Annotated in this window: 19 protein-coding genes; 8 read left to right on the top strand and 11 right to left on the bottom strand. The window is 60.4% G+C overall.

The window, feature by feature from the left end; all coding sequences use genetic code 11:
• Positions 1-585: an NAD(P)H-dependent oxidoreductase gene (locus AC1RT4_RS01895; RefSeq protein ID WP_493083163.1), complete on the bottom strand. Its 585-nt coding sequence runs from the start codon at positions 583-585 to the stop codon at positions 1-3.
• A 114-nt stretch (positions 586-699) separates the two neighbouring features.
• Here AC1RT4_RS01895 and AC1RT4_RS01890 point away from each other — a divergent pair, with 114 nt between their 5' ends.
• Positions 700-1,332, top strand: a complete 633-nt coding sequence (locus tag AC1RT4_RS01890; RefSeq protein ID WP_493083161.1) for a TetR/AcrR family transcriptional regulator — start codon at positions 700-702, stop codon at positions 1,330-1,332.
• A 193-nt stretch (positions 1,333-1,525) separates the two neighbouring features.
• Here the strand turns inward: AC1RT4_RS01890 and AC1RT4_RS01885 are convergent, their stop codons facing one another.
• Positions 1,526-2,152 carry a TetR/AcrR family transcriptional regulator gene (locus tag AC1RT4_RS01885; RefSeq protein ID WP_459794573.1) on the bottom strand — a complete coding sequence of 209 codons (627 nt, stop codon included), beginning with the start codon at positions 2,150-2,152 and terminating at the stop codon, positions 1,526-1,528.
• Between the two features lie 155 nt (positions 2,153-2,307).
• Between AC1RT4_RS01885 and AC1RT4_RS01880 the strand changes: the two genes are divergently transcribed.
• Positions 2,308-2,748, top strand: a complete 441-nt coding sequence (locus tag AC1RT4_RS01880) for a hotdog fold domain-containing protein (protein WP_493083158.1) — start codon at positions 2,308-2,310, stop codon at positions 2,746-2,748.
• A gap of 71 nt (positions 2,749-2,819) precedes the next feature.
• Here AC1RT4_RS01880 and AC1RT4_RS01875 read toward each other — a convergent pair whose 3' ends face one another.
• The 3 genes from AC1RT4_RS01875 to AC1RT4_RS01865 form a co-directional block, all read right to left on the bottom strand.
• Positions 2,820-3,506: a GNAT family N-acetyltransferase gene (locus AC1RT4_RS01875; RefSeq protein ID WP_493083156.1), complete on the bottom strand. Its 687-nt coding sequence runs from the start codon at positions 3,504-3,506 to the stop codon at positions 2,820-2,822.
• Positions 3,507-3,572: 66 nt separating this feature from the next.
• The gene (locus tag AC1RT4_RS01870; protein WP_493083154.1) at positions 3,573-4,130 is read right to left on the bottom strand and encodes a YceI family protein; all 558 of its coding nucleotides are present in this window, start codon (positions 4,128-4,130) and stop codon (positions 3,573-3,575) included.
• A gap of 53 nt (positions 4,131-4,183) precedes the next feature.
• Entirely contained in the window at positions 4,184-5,089 is a 906-nt protein-coding gene (locus AC1RT4_RS01865) for a LysR family transcriptional regulator (RefSeq protein WP_493083152.1), read from the bottom strand.
• 122 nt (positions 5,090-5,211) lie between these two features.
• Between AC1RT4_RS01865 and AC1RT4_RS01860 the strand changes: the two genes are divergently transcribed.
• The gene (locus AC1RT4_RS01860; protein WP_493083150.1) at positions 5,212-6,648 is read left to right on the top strand and encodes an amidase; all 1,437 of its coding nucleotides are present in this window, start codon (positions 5,212-5,214) and stop codon (positions 6,646-6,648) included.
• A 68-nt stretch (positions 6,649-6,716) separates the two neighbouring features.
• On the opposite strand, the gene AC1RT4_RS01855 is transcribed toward AC1RT4_RS01860, so the two are convergent.
• The 3 genes from AC1RT4_RS01855 to AC1RT4_RS01845 form a co-directional block, all read right to left on the bottom strand.
• Positions 6,717-8,072 (bottom strand): MATE family efflux transporter, encoded by a 1,356-nt coding sequence (locus AC1RT4_RS01855; protein ID WP_493083148.1) that lies wholly within the window; start codon positions 8,070-8,072, stop codon positions 6,717-6,719.
• Positions 8,073-8,188: 116 nt separating this feature from the next.
• Positions 8,189-8,749, bottom strand: coding sequence for a nucleotidyltransferase family protein (locus AC1RT4_RS01850; protein WP_493083145.1), 561 nt, complete (start codon positions 8,747-8,749; stop codon positions 8,189-8,191).
• A gap of 57 nt (positions 8,750-8,806) precedes the next feature.
• Positions 8,807-9,133 carry a low molecular weight protein tyrosine phosphatase family protein gene (locus AC1RT4_RS01845; protein WP_493084426.1) on the bottom strand — a complete coding sequence of 109 codons (327 nt, stop codon included), beginning with the start codon at positions 9,131-9,133 and terminating at the stop codon, positions 8,807-8,809.
• A gap of 66 nt (positions 9,134-9,199) precedes the next feature.
• On the opposite strand from AC1RT4_RS01845, the gene AC1RT4_RS01840 reads away from it, so the two are divergent.
• From AC1RT4_RS01840 to AC1RT4_RS01820, 5 genes are all read left to right on the top strand, one after another.
• Positions 9,200-9,769, top strand: a complete 570-nt coding sequence (locus AC1RT4_RS01840) for a chorismate mutase (protein ID WP_493083143.1) — start codon at positions 9,200-9,202, stop codon at positions 9,767-9,769.
• Positions 9,770-9,895: 126 nt separating this feature from the next.
• Positions 9,896-10,297: a hypothetical protein gene (locus tag AC1RT4_RS01835; RefSeq protein ID WP_493083141.1), complete on the top strand. Its 402-nt coding sequence runs from the start codon at positions 9,896-9,898 to the stop codon at positions 10,295-10,297.
• A gap of 113 nt (positions 10,298-10,410) precedes the next feature.
• Positions 10,411-10,812, top strand: a complete 402-nt coding sequence (locus AC1RT4_RS01830; RefSeq protein WP_493083139.1) for a hypothetical protein — start codon at positions 10,411-10,413, stop codon at positions 10,810-10,812.
• Between the two features lie 89 nt (positions 10,813-10,901).
• Positions 10,902-11,219 (top strand): DUF6966 domain-containing protein, encoded by a 318-nt coding sequence (locus AC1RT4_RS01825; RefSeq protein ID WP_493084421.1) that lies wholly within the window; start codon positions 10,902-10,904, stop codon positions 11,217-11,219.
• A 115-nt stretch (positions 11,220-11,334) separates the two neighbouring features.
• Positions 11,335-11,814, top strand: coding sequence for a phage infection protein (locus AC1RT4_RS01820; RefSeq protein ID WP_493083137.1), 480 nt, complete (start codon positions 11,335-11,337; stop codon positions 11,812-11,814).
• Positions 11,815-11,887: 73 nt separating this feature from the next.
• On the opposite strand, the gene AC1RT4_RS01815 is transcribed toward AC1RT4_RS01820, so the two are convergent.
• The 3 genes from AC1RT4_RS01815 to AC1RT4_RS01805 all read right to left on the bottom strand — a co-directional run bounded on the left by AC1RT4_RS01815 (position 11,888) and on the right by AC1RT4_RS01805 (position 14,767).
• Complete coding sequence (locus AC1RT4_RS01815; RefSeq protein ID WP_493083135.1) at positions 11,888-12,223, bottom strand: hypothetical protein; 336 nt, start codon at positions 12,221-12,223, stop codon at positions 11,888-11,890.
• A gap of 102 nt (positions 12,224-12,325) precedes the next feature.
• A complete protein-coding gene (locus AC1RT4_RS01810; protein WP_493083133.1) occupies positions 12,326-13,414 on the bottom strand; it encodes a polyamine ABC transporter substrate-binding protein in 1,089 nt (362 codons plus the stop codon).
• A 51-nt stretch (positions 13,415-13,465) separates the two neighbouring features.
• A complete protein-coding gene (locus tag AC1RT4_RS01805) occupies positions 13,466-14,767 on the bottom strand; it encodes an NAD(P)/FAD-dependent oxidoreductase (RefSeq protein WP_493083131.1) in 1,302 nt (433 codons plus the stop codon).
• Positions 14,768-14,812 lie beyond the last annotated feature (45 nt).

The raw sequence follows: 14,812 nt of genomic DNA, 5'->3' as shown, positions 1-14,812 counted from the left end.
TCAACGAAACAATCCCTGTCCGAGTTCGCGCGCCGCCTGCAACTGCCTCGCCGGATCGCTCGACTCGGACTCCAGCAACAACGCCGAGCCCGCCACCGTCGCCCCGCAGTAATCGAAAATCCCGTGATCGATCTGCGTCTTCATCGCCGCGCCGTAGCCGTGGCGCTCGTAAGTGCGCGCATCCGCTCCGCCGAGTGCGACCAGATGCACGCGCAATCGTCCGAGCTTCTTCAGCGTCTTGTCACCGTCGAAATCGTACGCCCAGCCATTGCTGAACACTCGGTCGATCCATCCTTTGAGCAGCGCCGGCATCGACCACCAGAACACCGGATAGACCAGCACCAGCGCATCGGCGCGGTCGATGCGCGCCTGCTCGGCCAGCACGTCCGCCGGTGGCGCGGATTCGCGGTGATGCACCGCCCAGTCGGCCACGCCGAAGCGCGGATCGAATTCCTCGGCGTGCAGGTCGGCGATTTCGAAGGTGTTGGATGGATCGTGTTCCGACAGGCCTTTGGCAATTTTCTGCGCCAGCGCATGAGTCAGCGAACGGGGGTCGTCATGAGCCACAACTATCAATGCGTGCATGGGGAAATCTCCGGTTGGTGATTGCTGACCAAGGGCTTACCCTTGCGAAAAGCTACGATTAGTAAGCTACGATTAGTAAGCTACCATCAGTAAGTTACGTTTGGTATATAAGCGATGTCAACCACTGAAATCCCAGATCCCGCACAACCCCGTCGCCGCCTGTCCCGGGAAGACCGCCAACGCCAGTTGCTCGACATGGCCTGGCAGCTGATTCGCGAAGAAGGCACCGATGCCCTGACCCTCGGCTATCTGGCGGAAAAGGCCGGTGTGACCAAACCGGTGGTCTACGACCACTTCACCACCCGCGCCGGTCTGCTCGCGGCGCTGTATCAGGATTTCGACCGGCGCCAGACGGCGCTGATGGACGCGGCGCTGACCAATGCCGAAGCGACCTTGAGCGGCACTGCGACGGTGATTGCGACGGCGTATGTCGATTGCGTGCTGACCCAGGGCAACGAGATTCCGGGGGTGATTGCCGCCCTAGCGAGCACGCCGGAACTGGAGAGGATCAAGCGCGAATACGAGGCGATCTTTCTGGAGAAGTGCCGCAATGTGCTCTCGCCTTTCGCTGACGGCGCAGAGATCGGTCAGGCAGGATTACGCGCCATGCTCGGCGCCGCCGAAGCCCTGTCACAAGCGGCGGCCACCAGCGAAATCAGCGCCGAACAGGCCCGTGACGAGCTGTTGGCAACCATCATTGCGATGGTCGAAAGAGCCGCCGCCCGCGCCCCCCAGGCAGGTGACTGACGGTACTTGAGCGCATCAGCCCACCTTCCTACGATGGAACTACGCAGTCGCTTGGTCCGCCAAGCCGTTGCGTAGGTGCGGGTGCTCTGAACCCCAATCAAGCCCGCACCTGGCTTCATGCGCATCTTGAGCCTCGCGGGCTCTACTTCCTCCCCATCAAAGAGTCTTGAGGCTCTTTTTTTGTCTCTGAAAATCAGCGTTCGGGTTCGCGGCGGATCGAGCGCCACGTGGCCTGGGCCAGCAATTCGCGATAAGCCTTCGGACTGCCCTGCACCCGCCCGGACAACCACGCGCGGCAATAGCTGTCGGCCTGCCCGACGATCAGCGATGGCAACAGCTCGGCCGGGCATTCGTTGAGTTCAGCCGCACGCCCGGACTCGGCCAGCCAGGTGCGCAGGCCCAGATTGCGGGTCTTGTTGCGCTCGGCCAGTTCATCCTTGTGCGGGCCTCGGGTCACGGCATAACGCGCGTGATACTGGAACCGCGCCCATTCCGGCTGGTTTTCGACCCAATCCACGTAGCTGTAGACCAGCGCCTGCACACCCTCTTCCGTGCTTGTCGCGTCGGCCAGATAGGCGTCGCGCAGGCGCGCCTGATCCTCCAGCGCGGTGAAGAACAGTGCGGCCACCAGCCCTTCCTTGTTGCCGAAATGGTGGTAGATCGCCCCGACACTGGTGTCGCACTCGGCACGGATCATTTCGATGGTGGTGGCCTCGATGCCCTGCTCGTTGAACAGGCGCAGGGCCTTGCGAAAGATGTCGCGCTTGAGTTCGGCGCGGCGGCCGGGGTAGCTGCGTTCGAGTAGATCTGCGGTGTCCATGGGCCTTGAAAATCCGGGTAAAGGGCACGTCCGTGCCGTGATCGAAACGCGCACAGGTTGACAGATTTCCCGCGGACAGAATACCGTTCCGCTACAGAACAATATTCTGTAACGGAACATAATTCTGCAAATCTCCTAACTGCGAGGCTTCACCCATGAGTCAGTTTCTCAGCATGTTCAACAGCGTCGGTTCCCAAGCGTTCAGCCAGATGGCCTGCCAGGTCGCGCCGTACTTCAGCACCATCAACCCGCTGGTGACCGAGTTGCGGGCAGGTTCCGCTCAGGTGCAGGTGCCGTTTCGCCGCGAGATCACCAACCACCTCGGCACCGTGCACGCGATCGCCCTGTGCAATGTCGCTGAACTGGCGGCAGGGATGATGACTGACGTGTCGATTCCCGCCGGCGCGCGCTGGATTCCCAAAGGCATGACCGTCGAATACCTGGCCAAGGCCAAGACCGACGTAACCGCCGTGGCCAATGGCGAAGGACTGGACTGGCAGACCGAAGGCGACAAGATCGTGCCGGTGGATGTCCACGACGCCGAAGGCAAGAAAGTGTTCACGGCGCGGATCACCATGAACGTGAAACTGTCCTGAAATCACTGGCACAAAAAAGCCCTTGCTGCGCTGATCGCAACAAGGGCTTTTGTCGTTTCGAAGAGAAGGGATCAGTGAACGGTCAGGCGCTGGCGGACAAATTCTTCGGTGCGGCGAGTGACCTGATCCAGATGCCGGTCGCGCTGTTTCTCGGCATCGAGCATTGCGCGCTTGCCGTGTTTCTGCAGCAGATAGGTGTGGATCTGCTGCACTTCCAGCGAACGGTAGATCGGCGTCGTGTCGATAAAACCGCGCAGCCCGTTGCTGCGGTAATGCCGGGCGCTCATCAGCACCTGCGTCTCCAATTGGCCCAGCACTTCAAAGCCCAGCGCCTCGAAATACGGCACCTTGCCGATGCTGCAGGTCAGTTCGGCATGGGGGTAACGCGCCACCATGTCCGCGATCAACGAACGGGCCACGCCCTGACGCCGATGCCCCTCGCGCACCGCCAGATAGGCCACGTTGCACGCCTCCCAATCACCCTGCACCGGCAGGTACAACAGGAAGCCGATCACCTGCTCGGGGTCATCGTCATCGGTGGCCACTAGCAGTTCCACCTCGGTGCCCTTCTCGCCGTTCAACGCCTCCAGATACAGATGCACCTCGTAGCCGACCGCGTACTGATAGACGTTGTACAGCAGGTTGCTCGGCCCGAGGCCAATGGCACTGATGTCGGTCAGGTTGTCGACCACCATCTGCAGGATCTGGCTGTTGACGCCTTCGGGGCATGGGGATTTGTAGTGGGTGATGCGGGGCATGGCGGGCGGACTCCGGCGGAAAACGCCGCCATCATACCGCGCCAGCACGCTTGCGGCCGAACACCGTCACTGCTGCGGCGCCACCACCTTGAACTTGATGTCGATGTCCTTCGACACCACGGTGTCCGCCCACTCCCCCGCGCCGAGGCCGAACTCGTCGCGCTTGAGCACCAGTTCGCCGTCGAAGATGCCAATGCTGCTGTCGGGTTTGAGTTGCACCGGCACCTGCACCTCACGGGTGATGCCCTTGAGGGTGAGGTGGCCGTCGACCAGATAACGGTTGTCGCCGGCCGGGCTGAAGCGGGTCGATTCGAACACCGCCACCGGGAATTTACCGGTGTCGAACCACGCCGGTTTCACCAGTTCGGTGTTGGCGTCTTCACTGCCGGCGTCGATGCTGGTCAGGTCGATGTGCAGCGTGGTGCGGGCACTGGCGAGGTTGTCGGTGTCGAAATCCAGCGTCGCGTCGAACTTGCCGAACGTCCCGTACATCCGCGAGCCCATCTGGTTGTAGGTGAAACTGATCTGGCTGGCGGTGGTGTTGACCCGGTTGTACTCCACCGCCTGCGCAGCAGGGACGACAATCAGGCAACACGCGGCAGCCAACAACAATCGAATCGACATGGAAGGCTCCGGCGCCCGATGGGTCTCGAATGACTTAAGCAAACATCCGGCGGTTACGCCACTTCGTCGGCCATGCGCGCCTTCAGGTAGCCGATCAACGCCGTCACCTTGGGCGATGGCAAATGCTCACGCGCGGTCACCGCGTTGAGATCCTGGGGCGGGCCGACCCACTGCGGCAGCACCCGGATCAGACGTCCGGCCTGCACATCGGCCTGCATGCTCTGCTCCATTCCCAGGCTCAGCCCTTCACCCGCGAGCAACGCGTCATGCAGCAGCGCCGGATCGTTGGCCAGAATGGAAGGCTCGACGCGATAGTCTTTCAGGCGCGCGCCCTCGCGACGCAACGGCCAGACATAACCGACATCGCGCCTAGCCTGATGCAGCGTCAGCGTCTGATGATGAATAAGCTCCTTAGGATTGTGCGGCGTACCGTGGCGCGCCAGATAATCCGGGGCCGCGTAGATGCCCGTGGGAAAACTCGCCAGCCGCCGGGCGATCAGGCTCGAATCCGGCAATACACCGAGACGCAACGCCACATCGATTTCCTCCCCTACCAGATCCAGAGGCACATGGGAGGCCAGAACCTCCAGACGAATTTCCGGGTACGCCTGCCGAAAACCCGCGAGCAACGGCGCAAACCAACTGACGCCGAATGAAAACGGGACCGTCACTCGCAGCCAGCCGCGAGGCCCGTCACGCAACTGATGCACAGCGCGCTCGGCGTGCTCAAGGGTATCGGCGAGGGCCTTGCAGTGTTCGTAATACACCGCGCCGGCCTCGGTCAGGCTCAACTGGCGCGTGGTGCGCCGCAGCAGCTGAACGCCGATGGCCTGTTCCAGTTCGCGCACCCGACGGCTGACCGTGGTCTTGGGGATCTGCAACGCATGGGCGGCGGCGGTGAAACTGCCGAGGCGCACCACGCGCACGAAAACCAGCGTGTCGTTCAGGTCACGGATCATTTGCAGGCCTTCCGCCAATCAATGGATTGTGCCAACAGCGGCACATTGCATGCCGCGATTATGGGCTAATCACGACAAGACCTGCGACCTAAGATCGCTGCTCCCTTCCTGGAGTGCCTCTGATGAACCTCAACGAATACGCCGAACATGACGCCATCGGGCTGGCGCAACTGGTCGCGTCGGGCGACATCCGCGCCGAAGAACTGGCGGCGCTGGCCATCGAAGCCGTGCAGCAGGTCAACCCGTCGATCAATGCGGTGATCGAACACTGGACGCCAACGGTGACCACCGGCAGCGGCCCTTTGGCCGGGGTGCCGTTCCTGATCAAGGATCTGGCGATCACCGCTGCCGGGCGACGCAACGAACTGGGCAGCCGACTCGCCCAAGGTGTGGTCGCGCAGAGTGATTCGAACCTGATGCAACGCTTCAACGCCGGCGGGTTGATGACGCTGGGCCGCACCACCACCCCGGAAATGGCGTTCAGCACCGAGACCGATTCCGTCCTGCAAGGGCCGACCCGCAACCCGTGGGATCCGCAGCGCTCGGCCGGCGGTTCCAGTGGCGGCGCCGGAGCTGCGGTCGCCGCCGGCATCGTGCCGATCGCCCATGCCACCGATGCGGCGGGTTCGATCCGCGTCCCGGCGGCATTCAACGGTCTGGTCGGGCTCAAGCCGACGCGCGGGCGCAGCTCTCACGGGCCGGTGATGGATGAAGTGTTCGCCGGGCTGGGCGTGCAACTGGGTCTCTCGCGAACCGTGCGTGACAGCGCGGCGTTGATGGATGTAGTTCAAGGCTGCGCGGCGGGGGATCCGTACCACACGCCCGCACCGGCTGAAGGTTTTCTGGCCCAGGTCGGTCGCGATCCGGGACGGCTGCGAATCGGTGTGCTCGACACGCCATGGAACGGCGCCGCCGTCGACAGTGAAATCCGTGACGCCACCCAGCGCGTCGCCCGCGAACTCGAAGCGCTCGGCCATCGGGTGGATGTCGTGCAAGCCCCGCTCGGCCTGTCGTGGGAGGCCTTCGTCGACGCCAACGCGCACATCTGGTGTGCCAGCCTGGTGCGCTGGATCGACCACCTCGCCAGCAGCACCGGCCGCTCCATCGACCACCGCACGCTCGAACCGGCCACGCTGGCCTGCTACGCGTTCGGCGAGCAATCCCGTGGCGTGGACTTCGCTGCCGCGCTGGAAGTGCGCAACAGCATCGCCCGGCAAGTCGCAAGCTGGTTCGACTCCATCGACATCCTGCTGACCCCGACCCTGCCGCAATTGCCACAAGCCGTCGGCATCTACAATCGCGGCGCCGAGACCCTGGACGGCCGGCAATGGACGGCGCGGGTATTCGCGCATTCGCCGTTCACCCCGGTGTTCAACGTCGCCGGGACGCCCGCCATTTCATTGCCGCTGGGAATGTCGCACAGCGGGTTGTCGATCGGCGCGCAACTGGCTGCCCGCTTCGGGGCCGACGATGTCTTGCTGCGACTGGCCGCGCAACTGGAGCAAGCATTGCCGTGGCATCGGCGGCGTCCGTTGATCCATGCCGGGAAAAACCCTTGATGATTTATTGAGGAACAAAAAAGGGCCGCTCCCCCAAGGAACGGCCCCGCGTTTTCTGGCGACCAGTCTTACACCAGCCGCTCGATCTTCTGATGCTTCCAGACGCGTTTGTAATACAGCGTCTGCAACACCAGCATCCCCAGATACGCAATCGGAAACGCCATCCACACACCCTGCAGACCGAACTGCCCGTCCAGCCAGTAGGCCGCCGGCAACTGCACGCCGAGCACGCAGATGATCGCCACGCCCACCGGCACCAGCACCGTGCCGCTGGCGCGCATGATGCCGCCGATGATCGCCTGGAAACCGAAGATCAACAGGCTCCACAACATGATGTGCAACAGGTGCTCGGCCATCGCACGGGTCGAGTCTTCGGTCAGGAACAGCCCCAGCAACCAGTGCGACAAGAGGTAACCCGCCAGGATCAAACCACCGGTCAGGCACACGTTGATCCACAACCCGGTGCGCAGGATTGGACCCATCCGTTCCAGTCGTCCGGCACCGATTGCCTGGGCGCCGAGGATCGACGCGGTGATCGCAATCGACAGCGCCGGAAACTGCACGTAGTTGACTATCTGCGTCACCGCGCCATAGGACGCCGTCGCCTGCGAGCCGTGCTGGTTGACCAGCGCCAGAATCACCAGCTCCGACAGCGACAGCACAATCATCTGCACGCCAGTGGGCAGACCGATGCGCAACACCTTGCCGAGAATCGCGCCGTCCAGACGCAGCGCTGCGAAGAACTCGCGATCCGGCGCCAGCGGATGGCCCTTGCGGATCAGGCTCCATGACAGCCACGCCATCGCCGCCAGCGTACCGGCCAGGCCTGCGAATGCCGCGCTCTGAATGCCCAGTTGCGGCAAGCCGAACCAGCCGCGAATGAACGCCGGGGTCAGCGCCAGCCCGACCACGGTCGACAGCAACAGCGCCAGCATCGGCGACAGCGTGTCGCTCACCCCGCGCAACAACTGGGTGAACAGCACGTAAACCAGCACAACCGGCAAGGTCCACATCATCACCCGGGCATAGGCCACCGCATCATCCAGCACATCCGCCGGCGTTCCCAACCCCTGCAATGCCTCACGCGCAAACACACTGCCCAGCACCGCCGCCACCAGCCCGATCAACACCCCCAGCAACAAGGTCGCCCCGGCAATCGCCTTCACCATATGCGACTCACGCGCCCCCCACGCCTGACCGATCAATACCCCTGCCCCGGCGCCCAGACCGATGACCAGCGCGATGAAGAAAAAGATGATCGGAAACATCCCGGACACCGCCGCCAGCGCCTGCGTGCCGAGCATCTGGCCGATGTAAATGCTGTTGACCGTGCCCGACATCGATTGCAGGAAGTTCGACAGCACCATCGGGGCCAGGAACAACAGGTAGGTTTTCCAGAGGGGGGATTGAGCGGGGGTTTGCATTGAGGGTCCGTCTCGGGTGGAGGATTGCCTGGATATTACGCTAGATGTTTTGAGACTTGTCGGAGGTAATAGCAGTGAAGATTTTTCTGTCTGATTAAAAGCGAACGAAGCTGAGTTCATCGTTCCATCACGATCTGCAAAAGCGGCCAATCAAGATGCCAGCACTTGGCGCGGACGCGCTCCAGATAGATCGAATGCTTCTCGGCGAGGAACCTGCTCGTAGGGCGGACAACGAGGGAAAACAGATCCTGCAGGCCCAACGGTGCAGCTATTTCAATAATGCCGTTGGCACCAAGTCTGACGCCTATGGCTGTGGCCGTCTCAGGCCAGAACATCATTGCTTCGGTTGCAGAAGCATAGGGCTGATCTGCGTTACGCTGATGCATCCTTGCCTGATTCTTGACCGACCAACTTATGCTGCTGTCCAGCGTCATTAGTAATGACTCCAACTGCGCGTCACGCTCTGGACTTGCGTCATCCGCGTCGTACCAAATGACGTCTACATCAGAAGGCAATGCAGAGAACGCCCGTCCATGAAGATGATCCCAGACCAGACTACGTACGAATCCAGCGGCGACCCAGCAATCAGGCAGCTGCAATCCTCTTACATTCTCAAGAATTTGCATGCGTGCGCGATCACTTGCCATGAGTACATGAAGATTGGTTTTTAGCATCATTGGGTTTCTGCGGTCGTCATCACGAAACTCGGTATGAATGGGTGCCTGAGTTGAGATTCAAGCGGGTAGATACCGAATAACGCTCTCTTCCAGTAATTTGATCAGCGCAGGATCCATATACTCGTACTCATCCGGTATGTGCAGACAAACAATATGCTTGTTCGCCAGTGCCGAGCGAAATCGGCTGGAAAGCTTTTTGCGATGGGCTGGCTCCATCACACAAATCAGATCAGCCCAATGCAACAGTTCAGGGCTGACCGGGACATCTGCCTCGCGATCGGTACCCGCCGACGCAGTTTCCACGCCGGGCCAATCAGCGAACCGTTGTTCGGCTGTCGGACTGCGCAAACGATTCTGGCTACAAATAAAAAGTACTTTCAACACCGGCTGACTCCATGCCAATACTCGACCATGACGCTCTTCCAACTCTACTACGTTCGAGAATTTATCATGCTTCAATCTCCACGCCTGCTCGCCTGCACCCTCCTGGTGCTGGTCACTAACACCACGCAAGCCGCCACAACGGGTGCCGCACCCGAATCCTTGCAACCTTTAGTGGCAACCCTGAACGAACGCCTGAACATCGGCGACCTCGTCGCGCTGACCAAATGGGACAGCGGCAAGCCGATCCAGGACAGTCCCCGTGAGGCGCAGGTGATCGACAACGCCCGCAAGCTCGCCACCGAACGCAAGCTCGACCCGGAAGACGTCGCGCAGTTGATCGCCGCGCAGATGGAGGCCAACAAACTGGTGCAGTACGGTTTGCTCGCACAGTGGCAGGCAGCCGGTGCCGCGCCGGACACGCCGCGCCCGGATCTGGGCAAGCAGATTCGCCCGCGTCTGGACGAGTTGCAAAACCGTCTGCTGCAGCAATACGCCGCCTTCACGCCCTACCGTCACGACCCGAACTGCCCGGCGTGGCTGGCCAAGGCGCGCAGCGGTCTGACCCGCGATGCGCTGCATGATCTGGCCCTGACCCGCGCCACCGGAGAGCTGTGCATTCGGCCGCTGGTGCCCTAGAACAGGGGTTCTGGCATTCATTGCTGGCGTCGATAGTCACCATCAGTTCAATGAAGTTCTCATAAAAAATCCGCGACGTACCATCGGCTCCATACCCAACAAACAACACCCCTGGAGCACACGATCATGAAACGCCAAATCCTTCTCGGCATCGCTTTCTCGGTTCTCGCAGTTAACGCTTTTGCAGCCAAACCCGCCCACACCATGATCGCCGAAGGCGGTTCGGATCGGTTGATTGAAAGTCGTGTGGCTGAGGGTGGTTCGGATCGGTTGATCGAACGCCGCGTTGCTGAAGGTGGATCTGATCGTCTGATCGAACGCCGCGTTGCTGAAGGTGGTTCGGATCGTTTGATTGAACGCCGCGTTGCCGAGGGTGGTTCGGATCGTTTGATCGAACGCCTCGTTGCTGAAGGTGGCGCTGATCGTCTGATCGAACGCCGCGTTGCTGAAGGTGGCGCTGATCGCCTGATCGAACGCCGTGTGGCTGAAGGTGGCTCTGATCGCCTGATCGAACGCCGCGTTGCATAAGTAAGCAGCGAATAAAGAAAAGCCCGGCCTGATCAGCCGGGCTTTTCTTTGCGCGCGTTTTTTACATTTGCTAAGTAAGCTCCCTGCCCGACGCTGCAAATTTCAGGTTTCCCATGGACATTGAACGACTACTGAAGAAAAAACAGCTCAACGTGCAGGAGCAAAACGCAGTCGTTGCGCATCGATTGATGCTCTGCGCCAGTGAATGGCGCAAACGGGGCATACCGGTCGCACTGGCCCGATACGGAGAATCCCAAGGCATCGATTGGTCATCGTCCATCGTGCTGGAACTGGAAATCGACTTTCCCGGCATGCCTAGCCTGTTCGGACTTTTGCTGGATCAGAACGAATGTTTCATCGCGTTTGAAATCGATACGGACGCCTCCCATGAACACATTGAATCCGTGGATCGCTGGGAGGACATCTCGTCGATGCAAAATACGTCGACATCAAATCCAGGCACAGGCAAAGGCTTTGCCTCGATCGCGCTGGACGTGAAGCGTCAGCTTGTTTGATCGCGCTTTGCGCAACGCTCATTCTTCGGCGTCTTGAAGCCGTCACTGGTTGAGTATCTACGCCTCATCAAAAGGAGCACTCATTGAAGATGGGCCCAAAAACCGAAACTCTGATCAAGGTACTGAATGAGCTTGTCAGCGTTCTGGAAAGCGACGGAGAAACGCACTGGAGCGCATGGATGCGAAAAGCCCGCGCACGATTGCTGGACTCCGATTATTCCGGAATCACGTGGCTGCTCTCGGCCTATGGCGGGATGGGGTCCTTCAATGATGTCGTGCTCGGACAAACCAGCATCAACGGCGCATTTGCCTGGAAGCACGGCCATGGCGAACTGAACGAAAAGTTTGCCGAACTCCGTAAGCAAGCCTACGAGCTGGCCAATGAAATCAGACACATGCAGCGATAACGGCATTCATTGCTGGCGTCGATAGTCACCATCAGCTCAATGAAGTTCTCATAAAAAATCCGCGGCGTAACATCGGCTCCATACCAAACAAACAACACCCCTGGAGCACACGATCATGAAACGCCAAATCCTTCTCGGCATCGCTTTCTCGGTTCTTGCAGTCAACGCCTTTGCAGCCAAACCCGCCCACACCATGATCGCCGAAGGCGGTTCGGACCGGTTGATTGAAAGTCGTTTGGCTGAGGGGGGTTCGGATCGGTTGATCGAACGTCGTGTGGCTGAAGGTGGCGCTGATCGTCTGATCGAACGTCGCGTTGCTGAGGGTGGTTCCGATCGCCTGATCGAACGTCGCGTTGCTGAGGGTGGTTCCGATCGCCTGATCGAACGTCGTGTTGCTGAGGGTGGTTCGGATCGTTTGATCGAACGCCGCGTTGCTGAAGGTGGCGCTGATCGTCTGATCGAACGCCGCGTTGCTGAAGGTGGCGCTGATCGCCTGATCGAACGTCGTGTTGCTGAAGGTGGTTCCGACCGTCTGATCGAACGCCGCGTCGCTGAAGGTGGTTCCGACCGTCTGATCGAACGCCGCGTCGCCTGAATCTAACGCTCTACCGCTGTACAAACAAAAAGCCCGGCCTGATCAGCCGGGCTTTTTCACGTCCAACCGGTGCTTATTGCACGGTTTTCAGTTTGACCACGTCACCGGAGATCTTGGTGGTGTAACCGGTCAGGACCCAGGCCCAGAACCAGTTTTCCTGAACCTGGGTGTTGATCATGGCGTCGCCGCCCTTGGCCTTGATCGCAGCATCCTGTGCGCGGACGAAACGGCTGTTCTGCCGGATCGGGATAACGCCGAACAGCAGCAGACCGGTGGCGGTGGCTTCGCTGTGGCCAATCACGGTGTATTGGCTGCTGTCGTATTGTCTGGTGTTCATCGGGGTGCCGGTGCAACCTGCCAGAACCGCACCGATCAGGGCGGCGGCGACGACTTTGCTGAGGTATTTCACTTCAAGACTCCATGGGAAAACGCCCGGGATCCGTCTCTCGGGCGGCGCGCACTTTACCGCAAGTGATGGCGCATTAGTATCAACCCGAGCCATGTTTCATGTTCAGGTGTTGGTTTTAAGCCGGGTCCACAAGCGTGTCGTCAGTCGGGCAATCGCCGCCGGCAGTTCTTCCACGGTGAACAACTTGTCCATCACCGCTTTGGGTGGATAGATCGCCTGGTCCTGTTTCACCGCCGGCGTCAGAAACTCATCGGCCGCCGCGTTGGGGTTGGCGTAGTGAATGCTGTTGCTGATATTGGCGATCACCTTCGGCTCAAGCAGATAGTTCATGTAGGCGTAGCCGTTCTTTTCGTGGGGCGCGTTTTTCGGCATGACCACCATGTCGAACCACAGGGTCGTGCCTTCGTCGGGAATCGAATAAGCGATGTCGATACCGTTCTTCGCTTCCCGGGCACTGGCAGCCGCCTGCACGACATCACCGTTGAAGCCGATCACCGCGCAGACATTCCCGTTGGCCAGATCGCTGATGTACTTGGACGCATGGAAGTACTGCACGTACGGGCGAATCTTGAACAAGGCCGCTTCGGCCTTTTTGTAATCCGCCGGTTCGTGGCTGTGCGGCGGCAAGCCCAGATAGTTGAGGGTGATCGGCAACACTTGGGTCGGGTTATCGATGATCGCTACACCGCACTGGCTCAACTTCTTGATGTTGTCCTCTTCGAAAAACAGCTTCCACGAACGCGTGACATCGGTGTTGCCGAAGATCGCCTTGATCTTCTCGACGTTGTAGCCGATACCCGCGGTGCCCCACATGTACGGATAACCGTATTGATTGCCCGGATCGTTGACTTCGAGTTTCTGCATCAACTGCGGATCGAGATTCTTCCAGTTCGACAGTTGCGACTTGTCGAGTTTCTGGATGGCGCCCGCCTTGATCAGCCGCGACAGAAAGTGGTTCGACGGGCTGACCACGTCGTAACCGGTATTGCCGGTCATCAACTTCGATTCCAGCACTTCATTGCTGTCGTGGATGTCGTAAGTGGCTTTAATGCCGGTGTCTTTGGTGAAGTTGGCCAGGGTGTCGTCGGCGATGTAACTGCTCCAGTTGGAGATGTTGACGGTTTCATCGGCCAGGGCGAACCCGGAACCGGTGGCGAGCAAGACCGCCAGGGAAAGTGTGTGGACGCGCATGTTCTGTCACCTGAATTGAGTGGCTTTTGTTCTTGTGGGATGTGCGAATTTTCAGATTTCTGTTCTGGCCCTGACCGCCTCCACGCGCATGCGCAGCATGGCACCGATATCGAAGAAAGGTCGCGGCGGCAGCCAGCCGGGCTCGGCCCGTTGCATCACCGATTGCAGCAGTGGCGAATCGACGCCGGATGCCAGTTCCGCCAGCAGTCGCCCCCACAGGGTTCCGCGCGCCACGCCCGAGCCGTTGCAACCGGCCACGGCAAACACGCCCTCTTCCACCTGGTCGAAATACGCCTGACCGCTGCGGGTCGCGCTCAAATGGCCGGTCCAGGTGTATTGGATGTCGTGCTCGCCGAGGAACGGAAAACGCCGTTGCAAACCCCGGACATGGTGTTGCCGACGCAGCGCAAGTTCGCTGTTGGAGAGGTCCCGCGTGCGATATTCGGCGGTATTGCGGATCATCACCCGACGATCCGGCGTCAGCCGAACCGTGGCGCCCAGCGGACGAGTCGACAGCACGCCCCACGGTTCAACGGCTCCAATGGCGGCGAACTCCTGATCCGTGAGCGGGCGAGTGAGGCTGGCGCTCAGCTCCATCGGGAACGTGGCGCTGTCATCGATGCCGACCCTTGGAATGAATGCGTTCAGGCAGACCAGTACTTTTCCTGCCTCGATGCTGCCATCAAGTGAATTGGCCCGAATCCGCCCCAGACTCAAACGTTCGAGCCCCGTGATGTCGGTGTTTTCGTACACGGTGACATTGCCCGGAAGCGCATCGAGCAAGCCCTTCACGTATTTGGCCGGTTGCAGTAACGCGTTGCCGTTACCGCACCAGATCGCTGCCTGATAGTGAAGAGTACCGAGTTTGCGGCTCAGCTCCTCGCCTTGCAGAAACTCCGCGTGGGCACCGAGCACCCGCAGTGTGGCCAGTTTGGCGTCGACCTCATTGAGCTTGGCCGGATCGTTGACCGCAAAGAAATAGCCGCTGTCACGGAAGTCGCAATCGATGGCGTGCCGGGCAATGCGTTGTCGGACTTCTTCACTGGCGGCGCGGGAAATGGTCGTGTCGACTTCAAATCCGGCAAAACTCTGCCCGCCGATCAACTCGCTGTCCGCCGGATGTTCATGGGCGACGACAAAACCCGAGTTGCGCGCCGAAGCGCCTTGCGCCGCTCGCTGGCGATCAACCACCACGATCCGTGCCTGCGGGTGCATCTCGGCCAGATGATGGGCGGCGCTGAGGCCGGTGATCCCGGCGCCGATCACCAGCCAGTCGGCCTTTTGCGCGCCGCTCAGGCGATCGCGCTCCGCAGGGTTTGCGGTTTGCGCGATCCAGCCACAGACATTTTCCATGCATCACCTCATTCGACGGTCGTTCGGCGGCTTGCCTTCCAACCA

It is taken from the genome of Pseudomonas sp. GW821-FHT11D10 (assembly GCF_058808435.1).
This window is presented reverse-complemented; position numbering and strand designations above follow the sequence as displayed.

Excerpts from the sequence above, each read along its gene's own strand:
- AC1RT4_RS01895 (WP_493083163.1), bottom strand. The coding sequence starts at position 585 with ATGCACGCATTGATAGTTGTGGCTCATGACGACCCCCGTTCGCTGACT.
- AC1RT4_RS01890 (WP_493083161.1), top strand. The coding sequence starts at position 700 with ATGTCAACCACTGAAATCCCAGATCCCGCACAACCCCGTCGCCGCCTG.
- AC1RT4_RS01885 (WP_459794573.1), bottom strand. The coding sequence starts at position 2,152 with ATGGACACCGCAGATCTACTCGAACGCAGCTACCCCGGCCGCCGCGCC.
- AC1RT4_RS01880 (WP_493083158.1), top strand. The coding sequence starts at position 2,308 with ATGAGTCAGTTTCTCAGCATGTTCAACAGCGTCGGTTCCCAAGCGTTC.
- AC1RT4_RS01875 (WP_493083156.1), bottom strand. The coding sequence starts at position 3,506 with ATGCCCCGCATCACCCACTACAAATCCCCATGCCCCGAAGGCGTCAAC.
- AC1RT4_RS01870 (WP_493083154.1), bottom strand. The coding sequence starts at position 4,130 with ATGTCGATTCGATTGTTGTTGGCTGCCGCGTGTTGCCTGATTGTCGTC.
- AC1RT4_RS01865 (WP_493083152.1), bottom strand. The coding sequence starts at position 5,089 with ATGATCCGTGACCTGAACGACACGCTGGTTTTCGTGCGCGTGGTGCGC.
- AC1RT4_RS01860 (WP_493083150.1), top strand. The coding sequence starts at position 5,212 with ATGAACCTCAACGAATACGCCGAACATGACGCCATCGGGCTGGCGCAA.
- AC1RT4_RS01855 (WP_493083148.1), bottom strand. The coding sequence starts at position 8,072 with ATGCAAACCCCCGCTCAATCCCCCCTCTGGAAAACCTACCTGTTGTTC.
- AC1RT4_RS01850 (WP_493083145.1), bottom strand. The coding sequence starts at position 8,749 with ATGATGCTAAAAACCAATCTTCATGTACTCATGGCAAGTGATCGCGCA.
- AC1RT4_RS01840 (WP_493083143.1), top strand. The coding sequence starts at position 9,200 with ATGCTTCAATCTCCACGCCTGCTCGCCTGCACCCTCCTGGTGCTGGTC.
- AC1RT4_RS01835 (WP_493083141.1), top strand. The coding sequence starts at position 9,896 with ATGAAACGCCAAATCCTTCTCGGCATCGCTTTCTCGGTTCTCGCAGTT.
- AC1RT4_RS01830 (WP_493083139.1), top strand. The coding sequence starts at position 10,411 with ATGGACATTGAACGACTACTGAAGAAAAAACAGCTCAACGTGCAGGAG.
- AC1RT4_RS01825 (WP_493084421.1), top strand. The coding sequence starts at position 10,902 with ATGGGCCCAAAAACCGAAACTCTGATCAAGGTACTGAATGAGCTTGTC.
- AC1RT4_RS01820 (WP_493083137.1), top strand. The coding sequence starts at position 11,335 with ATGAAACGCCAAATCCTTCTCGGCATCGCTTTCTCGGTTCTTGCAGTC.
- AC1RT4_RS01810 (WP_493083133.1), bottom strand. The coding sequence starts at position 13,414 with ATGCGCGTCCACACACTTTCCCTGGCGGTCTTGCTCGCCACCGGTTCC.
- AC1RT4_RS01805 (WP_493083131.1), bottom strand. The coding sequence starts at position 14,767 with ATGGAAAATGTCTGTGGCTGGATCGCGCAAACCGCAAACCCTGCGGAG.